Source organism: Cycloclasticus sp. PY97N, assembly GCF_002443175.1.
GTDB classification, from domain to species: Bacteria; Pseudomonadota; Gammaproteobacteria; order Methylococcales; family Cycloclasticaceae; genus Cycloclasticus; species Cycloclasticus pugetii.
Genome location: NZ_CP023664.1, coordinates 1,715,597 through 1,727,768, shown reverse-complemented (window position 1 = coordinate 1,727,768; position 12,172 = coordinate 1,715,597). Strand labels below are relative to the sequence as shown.

Sequence of the window (12,172 nt, the reverse complement as noted above, 5' to 3'; positions counted from 1 at the left end):
AATAAAAGAATTATTTTCTCATAAACAAAACAAGGGGTGTATTTCATTTGGCTTAAATAAAGCGCTAAGTGGAAATAGTTAGGTTGACTGGTTGAGACAGTGCCTTTTGATCATGCCAGCCAGTTAGTGGATGATTAGCTCGTGTGTAATGTATAGAGTAGGGCTGTGTGTTCAATAAGAATAAGGGTTGTTATTGAGCACCTTAATCTAAAGCAAAGACGGTGAGACCACAGTGGTTATATGCTTTATGAGGGTTTTCTCGTACAGGTATAAAGTCAAATTACAATATAGGTAATTGATTTATAACTGACTTTAGCCTTTGCCGATTATTTTAAAGTGCTTTTTTTGGCTTGTTAACAACACTATGAATAACAAGGTTGTGTTCAAAATAAACAGAAAATTTGACATATTGCCATCGGGTAATCGGTGGTTCGCCAACAGTAGGGTATATTCTTATGGGGTTGCCAAATTGAGAGATCACGGTATCCATTGATTGCCCATTTTTGGGTCTCAATAAGCCGGCTGGCGTGTTCGCTGGTTCCTTGTTAATCACGTCAATAAGTAAAACGTCAGCATGAGTGATCAATGGTGTGAAACAAAAAATGCTGGCTAAAATGATTTTTTTAAACGTCATGTTGATATCCCTATATGTTTTCTAGCATTAATATATCACCTCTTGATGAAATGTTGATAATTCTCTAGACAGTAAGTTAGGTTTACAAATTAAATATATGATCTAATTCGCACCTATGTTTAAACCACTCGAAATTTTTATTGGCCTGCGTTATACACGAGCAAAACAACGTTCGGGGTTTATATCGTTTATTAGCATGACATCTATGCTGGGTGTCGCGCTAGGTGTGATGGCGCTAATTACAGTACTATCTGTGATGAACGGGTTTGAGGCGCAATTACGTGAAAAGATTTTAGGGATGGCGTCCCATGTCACCATTTCTGAATACTACAATGCATTGCAAGACTGGCAAGTCTTAGGTGATACATTAAGTGAAACTGATGATGTGGCTGGCTGGGCACCGTTTGTAAGAGCGGAAGTAATGTTAAGTGCTAATCAACGAGTCAGCGGCAGCTTGTTAAGGGGGGTGTTACCCGGGCAAGAAGATGAAGTGTCTGATATTAACCAGAAAATGGTTGAAGGTCGTTTGGAATTATTAAAACCAAAGGAGTTTGGTATAGTCCTTGGGTCGGAATTAGCTCGTTATTTACGTGTGGGTGTGGGTGATAAAGTGACTGTCATCACACCACAAGTTACGCCGACGCCAGCAGGTATATTGCCTAGATTGCGTCGCTTTACGGTTGTCGGTGAGTTTGAAGTGGGCATGTATGAGTACGATCGAAATTTAGCCTTTATTCATCTTGATGATGGTTCAAAACTGTTACGTTTAAACAAAGGCGTGACAGGGGTTAGGGTGAAGTTGCATGACCTGTTTCAAGCGCCTGTTGTAACCGGCAAAATTGCGCAAACACTGACACCGAATTACAGTATTTCTAATTGGACGATGGAACACAGTAATTTCTTTAAGGCGATTAAAACTGAAAAGCGCGTGATGTTTATCATATTGATGTTAATTGTCGCTGTTGCGGCATTTAATATTGTGTCGACGTTAGTAATGGTCGTCACGGATAAACAGTCTGAAATTGCCATTTTAAGAACACTGGGGTTAACACCTCGCTCTGTGATGGGTGTGTTTATGGTTCAAGGTACATTAATTGGTCTGATTGGCACCCTTGTTGGCGTGGCTGCAGGTGTTGGTTTGGCGTTAAATGTTGAAATGATCGTGCATACCATTGAGCAATTCTTTCATGTTCAGTTCTTACCCGCTGATATCTATTACATTAGTGAGTTACCGTCAAAATTAGTTTGGTCGGATGTGACCACTATAGCGACGTATTCATTTTTATTATCTTTTGTTTCAACGCTTTACCCTGCTTGGCAGGCGTCACGAGTGAACCCTGCGGAGGCATTACGGTATGAATAATGACGTTTTTTTAAGTTGTTCAGGACTGACCAAAACGTTTGGTGAAAAAGACCTGATTGTACCTGTGCTCAAAGGGATTGATTTAAGCCTAAAGCAGGGCGATCGAGTTGCTATTATGGGGTCGTCCGGTTCGGGTAAAAGCACCTTGTTGCATTTGTTAGGGGGGCTAGATCAACCGACCTCAGGTGAAGTGATGATGAATGGCGTAAACCTGACCACACTCACAGAAGTGGAGCGTTCATCATTAAGAAATAAATGTTTAGGGTTCGTGTATCAGTTTCATCATTTGCTGGCAGAGTTTAGTGCCTTGGAAAATGTGGCGATGCCTTTGTTGATAGGTGGCGAGAGTGTTGCACTTGCCCAAGAAAAAGCAGACGAGATGCTCAAGCAGGTAGGCTTAGAAAGTAGGATAAAGCACCGTTATGGTGAATTGTCTGGTGGTGAACGGCAGCGTGTTGCTATTGCGCGTGCGTTAGTTACACAACCAGCTTGTGTCTTGGCAGATGAGCCAACGGGTAATTTGGATAAAAAAACAGCCGAGCAAATTTATGAATTAATGTTGGAGTTGAATCAACGCCTCAATATTAGTTTGCTGTTAGTGACACATGATCATGAGTTAGCAAATAAAATGGATAGGGTTTTAACGCTTGATGATGGAATGCTTACGAGCTAACCATTTTTTGATAACAGCAAGTCTCCAAATAATACGAGCAAGAACATAGCCGACGGCAGATGTTGCAGAACCCAATATAAAACAACCAAGTAAAAAAGGCTTCCAGCTAGCCCCCAAAGTGTCGAGAATAAAGGCTACTGAAAATGAAAATTCATGGGCCTCTATTGGGACTTCCATAAGGGTCGCACCAACCGAGTATGCGGCATAAAAAAGAGGGGGCATGGTGACCGGGTTACTGACCCAAACGGTGGCAACAGAAACCGGTAGGTTAACCTGTAAAAAAATGGCTGCCGCTGCGGCAATTAACATTTGTGTGGGTAAGGGAATAAAAGCAATAAATAGACCTGTCGCAATCGCCCCTGCAAAAGAGCGGCGGTTAAGGTGCCACAAGTTTTGATTATGTAATAAGCTACCAAAGACCTTTAGGTGTTTGTGTTGCTTTATCGATGTATTGTTGGGGAAGTATTTTTTAATGAATCTTTTTGGCATGTGACGATAAAAACAGCTTAAATTTAAGATACCTTTGTTTGATTGGGCTTAATAATCAAGGGTGGAAAAGTCATAACGATGGGTGCTTGTGAGTTGACCAAGCAAGCCAAGTGTAGCAGAGCATGGATGCGGCTAAATGAATAAATTTCAACAAATGACGTTGTTTTTTTGCATAGGCATTTTACCGGTGCAATTGTTAATCGCCTTACCACCAATATACATTTTAATTTTAGCCTTTTTTGTTGCATTAGGGGTATATAAGTGGGCCAAATGGTTGAGTTTTTTATTGTTTGGTTTTGTTATGGCTACTGGGTACGCTGCTTGGATAAACAATAATGGTTTGCCAAGAGACTTAGAGTCTAAAGAAGTACTGATAAGTGGCCAAGTCATTGGCCTGCCAATACAAACCGATCGCTCAACTGGCTTTTTGTTTAAGGTGGATAAGGTGCTAAGCCCTGCTAATATCGTTGCCTTCCCAACAAAAATTAGACTCAATTGGTATAACCTAGATAAACAAGTGCGCTCTGCTGAAAGGTGGCAGTTATTAGTAAAGCTAAAAAGACCGCATGGGTTGATAAATCCACATGGGTTTGATTTTGAAAAATGGCTATTTCAGCAACAAATAGGAGCAACCGGTTATGTTCGAAAAAGCACTAACAATCAACGGATGGGTGAAGCTTCTCGTTGGGCTATTAGTTACTGGCGAGAATCGTTAAAAAAATATTTAGAGGAGGCGCTTAATGAGCAACAACAGGCCGGTATTATCAATGCCTTAGTGTTGGGCGATAGGCAATCTATTACGCCTGGTGAGTGGCGCGTTTTTCGGCAAACTGGGACTTCCCATTTGATGGCTATCTCGGGTTTGCATATTGGTTTGGTAAGTGCTTTATTTTTTGGCGTTGTTCGCTGGTTTGTACTTAGACTGCCAACTCTACGTGGGAGCGCGACTCGCTGTGCGATTATTGTAAGCATAGCAGCAGCAACTGGGTATGCAGCGTTGGCGGGGTTCTCTATTCCAACGCAAAGAGCTCTCATTATGTTGGTGGTGATAATGGGAGGTGTTTTTTGGCAACGACATTACAATCCTTTCCATGTGATTTCAATGGCTTTGCTGGCGGTGTTAATTTACGACCCTTTGGCGCCTATGTCGGTTGGTTTTTGGTTGTCGTTTTGCGCGGTTTTTATCATTCTGCATGCTGTGGTAGGGCGTATGGAAAAAGTTGGTTTTATAAAACAGTTATTGTATGCCCAGTGGTGGGTGTCGATTGGTTTGATGCCATTGGTGCTGTATTTTTTTCATGAAGTTTCATTGGTTGCGCCGTTGGCTAATATTGTTGCCATACCGTTTGTAAGTTTTGCTATTGTTCCAATGTTAATTATTGCGTTGTTAATCGCATTGATAGCCCCATCTGCAGGTGCTTATGCCTTAAAGTTTTCAGCGTTGTTAATAGATGTTTTATGGCAGTTTTTAGAGGCTCTCGCTTCAGTAGACTATTCAACCTTAATGATGCCGGAGGTATCCATTTTTGCCTGTATTACCGCAATGGTGGGTGTTGTGTTTTTATTGATGCCTAAAGGTTTTATTCCTAAGCCTTTAGTATGTGTTCTTTTTTTGCCGGTGTTGTTTCCAATACATGAGAAAAGTTTAGCTTATGGCGAGTTTAAGCTGGTTTTACTGGATGTGGGTCAGGGTTTATCGGCGGTTGTTCATAGCGCAGATAATACCTTGGTATTTGACACAGGCGCTAAATATAGCGAAAAGAGCGATTTGGCATCTCGAGTTCTTGTTCCATATTTGAATTCGGTTAGAACAAAACAAATAAAACAATTAATTATTAGCCATGGGGATAATGATCACGCAGGTGGCGCGCAAACCGTTTTAAATACCTTTGATGTTAATCGCCTTTATACCAGTGTTCCTGAACTATTTAAGGGGTATAACCCTTTGCATTGTGAAAATACTATCAGTTGGCATTTGAATGGTGTTTTATTTGAATTTATAAACCCTTCTGCGGATAACTTATTTGAAGGGAATAATGCATCTTGCGTGTTAAAGGTCAGTTCAGTAAATGGCAGCGTTTTATTAACTGGCGATATCGAAAAAAGCGCGGAATATTCATTGTTGCAATATAAAGGGCATCAATTGAAAGCAGATGTAATGATTGCCCCTCATCATGGTAGTACTACATCTTCTAGTGAAAAATTTATAAAGGCTGTTGATCCTGATGTTGTTTTGTTTCCAGTTGGTTATAAAAACCGGTTTGGGTTTCCAAAGCAGGAGGTTATCGAGCGATATGAAAAACAAGGTAGTCGTCGATTAGATACGGCTCGTCATGGTGCAATTATAGTGCGTTTCTACAATCATCAAGGTCCTCGAATAGAAAGTGTTAGGGAGCAAACGGCTAAGTTTTGGAATTGGAGACATTAAAAAATTTTAACGGGTTGTAAAGGTGAATAGAGTTTAAAAATACAGTAATATGACAGCGTAATTAAATTATTGAAAATTGAGGGTGCTGTGCTAGAAATTTTGATGTCAGGTGGTTGGTTAATGGTTCCAATTATTGCGTGTTCAATTGTTTCATTGGCGATAATTGGTGAACGTTTCTGGTCATTAAATAGTGAGAAAATACTCCCGCGTGAACTGGTTTCTTCTGTATGGTCTTTACATAAGGCTAACCAGTTGGATAACAGCAAAGTGAGAAGCCTCTCGAATAGCTCACCCCTTGGTCGTGTCTTAGCGGCGGGCATTATTAATCAATCTCATGGCCGCGAAATTATGCGTGAAAGCATAGAAGAAGTAGGGCGCCAAGTAGCACACGAGCTTGAAAGGTATTTAAACTCTCTTGGTACAATTGCGTCAATTACACCCTTATTAGGCCTATTAGGCACCGTTATCGGGATGATTAATGTTTTTGCTGCTATTACAGCAAATGGTGTGGGGGACCCTACTGTATTGGCGGGGGGTATTTCTCAAGCATTAATCACAACGGCTTCGGGGATGTCTGTGGCGATTCCTTCATTAATGTTTTATCGCTATTTTAGGGGTAAGGTAGATGAGTTGGTGATAAAAATGGAAAGTGAGGCGCTTAAGTTGGTTGAAATGATGCACGGGGAACGTGAGTAAACCAGATGAATTTTAAGCGTAAAAACAGAGAAGGTTTTGATCTTAATTTAACCCCTCTAATAGATGTCGTTTTTTTATTATTGATCTTCTTCATGGTCACAACAACGTTTGACCGTGAAACACAGTTAAAAATTGAATTACCGCAAGCCTCTGGTGAGCAAAAGCAAGCGACTAAAACCTTAGAGGTCAGTATTGATTCAAAAAGTCGTTTTTTTATTAACGACAAAGAGCTCGTCAATTCAGGCTTGGAGACTATCAAGAAAGCATTAAAGCAGGCTGCGGGAGATCAAAAGAACCCACCGTTGTTGATTAGTGCAGATGGTCAAGCGACACATCAATCGGTGATTACGGTATTAGATGCCGCTGGTCAGTTAGGTTTTGTAAATATTACTTTTGCGGCGAACCAGCCTGTGCCAAAGCAATAACGTAGTTTAACGCTTTATGAGTCATAAAATAAGTCGGTTTATTGATAGCATGTGGTATGGGCAACGCCCTGTTGCCCTATTGTTCGTTCCATTATCATGGTTGTTTGGGGTCATTGTTAAGCTACGTGCTTGGCTCTATAAAAAAGGCTGGTTAAGGTCAACTTGTTTAAGTGTACCGGTTATTGTGGTCGGTAATATTACCGTCGGTGGAACTGGTAAAACGCCTATCGTGATTTGGGTAGCCGAACTGTTAAAGTCTGCTGGCTATAAGCCGGGCGTTATTAGTCGTGGTTATGGTGGTATCGCATCTAGTTGGCCCCAGCAAGTACGAGAGGACAGCGACTCAAGAGTGGTCGGTGATGAGGCAAAAATATTAGCAAGACGAACGCAATGCCCGGTGGCGGTAGGGCCTAGCCGAGCGGATAGCGCACAAGCGTTAATAGACCACCATCACTGCGATATTATTATCTCAGATGATGGGCTTCAGCATTATGCATTGCAACGAGATATTGAAATTGCCGTAGTTGATGGGGAGCGTCGCTATGGTAATCGTTATTTACTGCCCGCTGGGCCATTGCGTGAACCTGTCGAGCGATTAGAATCAGTTGATTTTATTGTCTGTAATGGGCTTGCAAATAAGCATGAATACCCATTGAGGGTAGATGGCAGTGAGGCGGTAATGCTAGTGGATGAGTCTGAACGACTTGATTTGCAGAGCTTTAGAGCAGCAGAATGTCACGCGATAGCGGGTTTAGGTAACCCCTCTCGATTCTTTTCACATTTAAAGAAATTTAACCTTTCTTTTGAACCACATATTTTTCCAGATCACTATAAGTACACCGAAAAAGATATAAACTTTAATGATGAAAAGCAGGTGCTGATGACCGAAAAAGATGCTGTGAAATGTACGCATATGGCGACTAGAAAACACTGGTATGTGCCAATCAAAGCGCAAATGACACAGAATTTTGGCTTAACGTTATTATCATTGATAAAAGAGAAAATAAATGGATAAGAAACTACTGGAAATATTGGCGTGCCCCTCTTGTAAGTCGAGTTTGGTGTACGTACAAGAGGAACAAGAATTAGTGTGTATACCGTGCCGGCTTGCTTATACGGTCCGCGATGATATTCCGATTATGTTGATTAATGAGGCGAGGGAGCTGAGCGCTGATGAGGCAGACGCGCTGAGGTCATGAAATGGTGAATACCTTTAAAGTTGTAATTCCTGCCCGTTATGGTTCATCTCGGCTGCCCGGCAAACCACTATTAAAGATAGCTGGAAAAGAGATGATCTTACATGTTTGCGAGAAGGCCTCCTTAGCGGGAGCGCAAGAAGTTGTCGTGGCAACGGATGATGAGCGTATTGTCGACTGTGTTAAACAAGCCGGCTTTAATGCGGTGATGACATCTGCAAAACATACCAGTGGCACAGAACGTTTAGCCGAAGTCGCGAATACACTGCAATGGAAGGATGACACGGTAGTGGTAAATTGCCAAGGTGATGAACCGCTAATCCCACCAGAATTAATCAAGCGAGCTGCAATAGCGTTAATGGAGCAAGAGGTGGCTCAAGTAGCTAGTTTATGCGCCCCTATCTTTGAATTGGCAGAAGTTTTTAACCCGAATGCGGTAAAAGTGGTTCGTGATGCAAAGGGGTATGCACTGTATTTTAGCCGAGCCCCTATTCCCTGGGATCGTGATGCATTTCCTGTTAAAGCAGGCAGTGGCCAAGGTGAGCATTTTAGACACATCGGTATTTATAGTTATACCGCCGGCTTTTTGAGGCGTTATATTACATGGCCTGTATGTGCACTTGAACAAATTGAATCGCTTGAACAGCTGAGGATTTTGTACCAAGGCGAGAGAATTATCGTGCCTGCGGTAGAGAAAGTGCCTGAAGCTGGAGTGGATACACAGGCTGATTTAGATAGAATTAATGCATTATTGAGCGTGTAATAACAACGCATAATATTATACGTGGAGCTGTTTCTAGCTCTTGAGTGCCTAAAAAGGTTCAAATTTATAAACTGTATACGCATGTTATCGTGTAGTTCCAGATCAATCGCAAAACCGTGCTGATGTGCAACTCAATGTGCTGGTTGAGAAGTGAACTGTCGTGACTTTTGGTCGATGACCATGTCAGTGCTAATATAAAGCGAATGGCATGCTTATTAGAATGATTGAATTTGTAACTAGTTAGCAATGTGTTTTCGCTATTTGTATAAATTTAAACGATTAATTAGTTTTCAAGGTGATATGGAAGCAATAAAAGTACTCTTTATTTGCATGGGTAATATTTGCAGGTCCCCGACTGCTCATGGTGTTTTTCGAGAAATGGTCAAGGCAAAAGGGTTTCAGCATTCAATTCATGTGGACTCGGCTGGGACGCATGCTTATCACATCGGTAAAAGCCCTGATCCAAGGTCAGTACAAGCGGCGCATGAACGTGGCATTGATTTGCACGATTTAAAAGCACGACAATTAGATGATTATGATTTTGAAGAGTTTGATTATTTGCTGGTGGCAGACAAAGATAACTACTATTTAACTTTAGAATCGTGCCCGAAAGAGCACCGGCATAAGATTAAATTTATATTGGACTTTGCAACACGCACATCGCTTAAGGAAGTGCCTGATCCATATTATGGTCAAGGAAATGGTTTTGAGCGAGTATTAGATTTGATTGAGGATGCTTGTGAAGGTTTGATGCTGGAATTGGAAGAAAAGCTGACGCGTTAACCTTGATCTAAGAGCATTTGTAAGACGAACTTACTACCAAAATAAGCTAACATCAAGGCAAAGTAACCACCATAGGTCCACTTAACTGCCTTTTGTCCGCGCCAGCCAAAAAAATATCGGCCACCTAATAATGCGGCAAATAAAACCCAAGCAATAATTGATAGGAAGGTTTTATGAACTAAATGTTGGGCAAAAATATCATCAAGAAAAATAAAACCACTTGCAAGAGCAAAGGTTAACAAAAGCATACCTAAAAAGATGGTTCTAAACAGTAGGCTTTCCATCAGTTGCATAGGCGGCAAACAATTGATTAATCGACTTGGGTGGCGGTTATGCAATTGTTTTTCTTGAAGCGAAAGCAGAATGGATTGAAAGGCGGCAACGGTTAATAAGCTGTACGATAAAACGGATAAAATGATATGCGCTTGTAAGCCGCCATCTAGGTTGCTAGTTGGTAAGGGTGGTGATGCATTATTAAAGTTTAGTAAAACAGCGAGCGCAGAAAAAGGAAAAATAATAATCGATAGAGTCTCTATAGATTGATTTGCTGCTGAGATAATAAATAATAAACCGATCACCAAAAAAACCAATGAAAGCATGCTAAATAAATCGTTGGCAATAATTTGGTTGACGCTATAGCTATGGGCAACCAGTGATGTATGTATAACAATGGCTAAAATAGCAGAGATTAAGACCCATTGACGTTGGCTCTTAAACGTAGGCTCTGTGCTGTTTAGATTAACAACAATAAGGCAGGCGCCAATAATGTATAAAAGGGCGCTAACAACGGTTAAGGTATTAAAAATCGTAAGGGAAAAAAGCATAAACGATAGTGTGTCATAAAGCACCGTTTGGTAGAAGTACTGATGTTCAAAATTATCTCTTTATCTGACTTTTAAGCTATAAAATCAACTGCACAGGACGTAAAGACGTGCGAAAATACCACTAATACATTTTTAAGGTAATAATCATGTTTGATAACTTAACAGACCGTCTTAATGCCACCTTTAAAAATATCCGGGGGCAAGGGCGTTTAACAGAAGACAATATTCAAGAGACAATGCGCGAGGTTAGAATGGCCTTGTTGGAAGCAGATGTCGCTCTTCCAGTCGTTAAAGCCTTTACTGATACAGTTAAGCAAAAAGCGTTAGGTCAAGAGGTGATGCAAAGTCTGTCACCTGGTCAAGCGTTGCTCAAAATTGTTAATGACGAATTAGTTAAAACGATGGGCGATGGCAATGAGTCATTAAACCTGTCGGCTACTCCACCGGTCGTCATTTTGATGGCTGGTTTGCAAGGGTCAGGTAAAACCACAACGGTTGCTAAATTGTCTCGTCTGTTAATGGAGCGCCACAAAAAATCAGTAATGGTAGTTAGTGCTGATGTGTATCGCCCTGCTGCAATTGATCAGCTACAAACATTAGCGACAGAAGTAGGGGCGGGTTTTTACCCAAGTTCAGCCGAGCAAAAACCAGTTGATATTGTCAATAACGCAATTGCACAAGCAAAAAAGGAATTTAGCGATGTGTTGATTGTTGATACGGCGGGTCGTTTACATGTGGATGATGAAATGATGAATGAAATTCGTCAGGTTCATATGGCTGCTAATCCCGCTGAAACACTTTTTGTTGTCGATAGTATGACCGGGCAAGATGCCGCAAATACGGCAAAGGCATTTAATGATGTGTTGCCGTTGACGGGGGTCGTGTTAACTAAAACAGATGGTGATGCAAGAGGCGGTGCGGCCTTATCTATTCGTCAAATAACAGGTAAGCCGATTAAGTTTTTAGGGGTTGGTGAAAAAATAGATGCTTTAGAGCCTTTCCACCCTGATCGAGTGGCTTCACGCTTGTTAGGTATGGGCGATGCGTTAAGTTTAGTTGAAGAGATTGAACGCAAAGTTGATAAAAACAAAGCTGAGAAGTTAGCTAAAAAAATTCAAAAAGGTAAAGGGTTTGATTTAGACGATTATAAAGATCAATTAAGTCAAATGATGGAAATGGGTGGTATGAGTGCAATGATGGATAAAATTCCTGGTATGTCGAATGTTCCCCAAAATGTGAAAAGCCAAGTCAATGATAAAGAGTTTACAAGACAAATTGCATTAATTAACTCCATGACCAAAAAGGAAAAAATATTTCCAACTTTGATTAATGGTTCAAGAAGAAAGCGAATTGCGGCAGGTGCAGGCTTACAAGTTCAAGATGTTAATAAACTTATGAAACAGTACAAGCAGGCACAAAAAATGATGAAAAAAATGTCAAAAGGCGGCATGGCTAAAATGATGCGTGGATTGAAAGGCCAGATGGGGCAAGGGCAAGGTTTCCCTTTCCAATAACTGAAAAGGCATCGAATTTTAGTAATTATTAGGTGGAATAATGAAAAAAACTTCACCAAATTAAATAATTCGCGTAAAATTAACGAGTTAACCTAATTAAGATTTATAAAACAGAATTTAAGGAAAATAAATGGTAAAGATACGTCTTTCAAGAACTGGCGCGAAAAAACGTCCTTTCTATCACGTTGTTGTTGCAGATAGTCGCAGAAGTCGCGATGGTCGATACATCGAAAGAGTGGGTTATTACAACCCAAGAGCTACTGGTGGCGAAGTTCGTTTAACACTCGATACTGATCGTGTAGACCATTGGGTTGCTCAAGGCGCCCAAACAAGCGAGCGTGTTGCAAAGCTTGTAAAAGAGGCTGCTGAAACTGCCGCTTAAAG

At 41.0% G+C, this 12,172-nt stretch carries 14 protein-coding genes; 11 read left to right on the top strand and 3 right to left on the bottom strand.

The features are described from left to right. Positions 1-331: 331 nt before the first annotated feature. Positions 332-634, bottom strand: coding sequence for a hypothetical protein (locus CPC19_RS08435; RefSeq protein WP_015005648.1), 303 nt, complete (start codon positions 632-634; stop codon positions 332-334). Positions 635-749: 115 nt separating this feature from the next. Between CPC19_RS08435 and CPC19_RS08430 the strand changes: the two genes are divergently transcribed. Beyond that, positions 750-1,997, top strand: a complete 1,248-nt coding sequence (locus CPC19_RS08430) for a lipoprotein-releasing ABC transporter permease subunit (protein ID WP_015005649.1) — start codon at positions 750-752, stop codon at positions 1,995-1,997. Beyond that, positions 1,990-2,670 carry a lipoprotein-releasing ABC transporter ATP-binding protein LolD gene (gene lolD, locus CPC19_RS08425; RefSeq protein WP_015005650.1) on the top strand — a complete coding sequence of 227 codons (681 nt, stop codon included), beginning with the start codon at positions 1,990-1,992 and terminating at the stop codon, positions 2,668-2,670. The genes CPC19_RS08430 and lolD overlap by 8 nt, the downstream gene beginning before the upstream one ends. On the opposite strand, the gene CPC19_RS08420 is transcribed toward lolD, so the two are convergent. Next, entirely contained in the window at positions 2,638-3,159 is a 522-nt protein-coding gene (locus CPC19_RS08420; protein ID WP_016389545.1) for a DUF2062 domain-containing protein, read from the bottom strand. The two genes, lolD and CPC19_RS08420, sit on opposite strands and share 33 nt — an antisense overlap. Before the next feature lie 136 nt (positions 3,160-3,295). Here CPC19_RS08420 and CPC19_RS08415 point away from each other — a divergent pair, with 136 nt between their 5' ends. From CPC19_RS08415 to CPC19_RS08385, 7 genes are all read left to right on the top strand, one after another. Then, positions 3,296-5,587 carry a DNA internalization-related competence protein ComEC/Rec2 gene (locus CPC19_RS08415; RefSeq protein ID WP_016389544.1) on the top strand — a complete coding sequence of 764 codons (2,292 nt, stop codon included), beginning with the start codon at positions 3,296-3,298 and terminating at the stop codon, positions 5,585-5,587. 87 nt (positions 5,588-5,674) lie between these two features. Continuing rightward, positions 5,675-6,283 carry a MotA/TolQ/ExbB proton channel family protein gene (locus CPC19_RS08410; protein ID WP_026362587.1) on the top strand — a complete coding sequence of 203 codons (609 nt, stop codon included), beginning with the start codon at positions 5,675-5,677 and terminating at the stop codon, positions 6,281-6,283. 5 nt (positions 6,284-6,288) lie between these two features. Continuing rightward, positions 6,289-6,708: a biopolymer transporter ExbD gene (locus tag CPC19_RS08405; protein ID WP_015005654.1), complete on the top strand. Its 420-nt coding sequence runs from the start codon at positions 6,289-6,291 to the stop codon at positions 6,706-6,708. Between the two features lie 16 nt (positions 6,709-6,724). Further along, a complete protein-coding gene (gene lpxK, locus CPC19_RS08400) occupies positions 6,725-7,723 on the top strand; it encodes a tetraacyldisaccharide 4'-kinase (protein ID WP_016389542.1) in 999 nt (332 codons plus the stop codon). Continuing rightward, positions 7,716-7,907 carry a Trm112 family protein gene (locus CPC19_RS08395; RefSeq protein WP_015005656.1) on the top strand — a complete coding sequence of 64 codons (192 nt, stop codon included), beginning with the start codon at positions 7,716-7,718 and terminating at the stop codon, positions 7,905-7,907. The genes lpxK and CPC19_RS08395 overlap by 8 nt, the downstream gene beginning before the upstream one ends. Position 7,908: 1 nt before the next feature. Then, positions 7,909-8,667 carry a 3-deoxy-manno-octulosonate cytidylyltransferase gene (gene kdsB, locus CPC19_RS08390; RefSeq protein ID WP_015005657.1) on the top strand — a complete coding sequence of 253 codons (759 nt, stop codon included), beginning with the start codon at positions 7,909-7,911 and terminating at the stop codon, positions 8,665-8,667. 246 nt (positions 8,668-8,913) lie between these two features. After that, on the top strand, positions 8,914-9,450 hold the full coding sequence (locus CPC19_RS08385; RefSeq protein ID WP_016389540.1) for a low molecular weight protein-tyrosine-phosphatase: 537 nt from the start codon (positions 8,914-8,916) through the stop codon (positions 9,448-9,450). On the opposite strand, the gene CPC19_RS08380 is transcribed toward CPC19_RS08385, so the two are convergent. After that, positions 9,447-10,274 (bottom strand): inner membrane protein YpjD, encoded by an 828-nt coding sequence (locus CPC19_RS08380; protein ID WP_016389539.1) that lies wholly within the window; start codon positions 10,272-10,274, stop codon positions 9,447-9,449. The genes CPC19_RS08385 and CPC19_RS08380 overlap by 4 nt on opposite strands. Positions 10,275-10,420: 146 nt before the next feature. Between CPC19_RS08380 and ffh the strand changes: the two genes are divergently transcribed. Both ffh and rpsP read left to right on the top strand, forming a co-directional pair. Further along, positions 10,421-11,788: a signal recognition particle protein gene (gene ffh, locus CPC19_RS08375; RefSeq protein WP_016389538.1), complete on the top strand. Its 1,368-nt coding sequence runs from the start codon at positions 10,421-10,423 to the stop codon at positions 11,786-11,788. 130 nt (positions 11,789-11,918) lie between these two features. Beyond that, on the top strand, positions 11,919-12,170 hold the full coding sequence (gene rpsP, locus CPC19_RS08370) for a 30S ribosomal protein S16 (protein WP_015005661.1): 252 nt from the start codon (positions 11,919-11,921) through the stop codon (positions 12,168-12,170). The last annotated feature ends 2 nt before the right edge of the window (positions 12,171-12,172 follow it).

Excerpts from the sequence above, each read along its gene's own strand:
- CPC19_RS08435 (WP_015005648.1), bottom strand. The coding sequence starts at position 634 with ATGACGTTTAAAAAAATCATTTTAGCCAGCATTTTTTGTTTCACACCA.
- CPC19_RS08430 (WP_015005649.1), top strand. The coding sequence starts at position 750 with ATGTTTAAACCACTCGAAATTTTTATTGGCCTGCGTTATACACGAGCA.
- lolD (WP_015005650.1), top strand. The coding sequence starts at position 1,990 with ATGAATAATGACGTTTTTTTAAGTTGTTCAGGACTGACCAAAACGTTT.
- CPC19_RS08420 (WP_016389545.1), bottom strand. The coding sequence starts at position 3,159 with ATGCCAAAAAGATTCATTAAAAAATACTTCCCCAACAATACATCGATA.
- CPC19_RS08415 (WP_016389544.1), top strand. The coding sequence starts at position 3,296 with ATGAATAAATTTCAACAAATGACGTTGTTTTTTTGCATAGGCATTTTA.
- CPC19_RS08405 (WP_015005654.1), top strand. The coding sequence starts at position 6,289 with ATGAATTTTAAGCGTAAAAACAGAGAAGGTTTTGATCTTAATTTAACC.
- lpxK (WP_016389542.1), top strand. The coding sequence starts at position 6,725 with ATGAGTCATAAAATAAGTCGGTTTATTGATAGCATGTGGTATGGGCAA.
- CPC19_RS08395 (WP_015005656.1), top strand. The coding sequence starts at position 7,716 with ATGGATAAGAAACTACTGGAAATATTGGCGTGCCCCTCTTGTAAGTCG.
- kdsB (WP_015005657.1), top strand. The coding sequence starts at position 7,909 with ATGGTGAATACCTTTAAAGTTGTAATTCCTGCCCGTTATGGTTCATCT.
- CPC19_RS08385 (WP_016389540.1), top strand. The coding sequence starts at position 8,914 with ATGTGTTTTCGCTATTTGTATAAATTTAAACGATTAATTAGTTTTCAA.
- CPC19_RS08380 (WP_016389539.1), bottom strand. The coding sequence starts at position 10,274 with ATGCTTTTTTCCCTTACGATTTTTAATACCTTAACCGTTGTTAGCGCC.
- ffh (WP_016389538.1), top strand. The coding sequence starts at position 10,421 with ATGTTTGATAACTTAACAGACCGTCTTAATGCCACCTTTAAAAATATC.
- rpsP (WP_015005661.1), top strand. The coding sequence starts at position 11,919 with ATGGTAAAGATACGTCTTTCAAGAACTGGCGCGAAAAAACGTCCTTTC.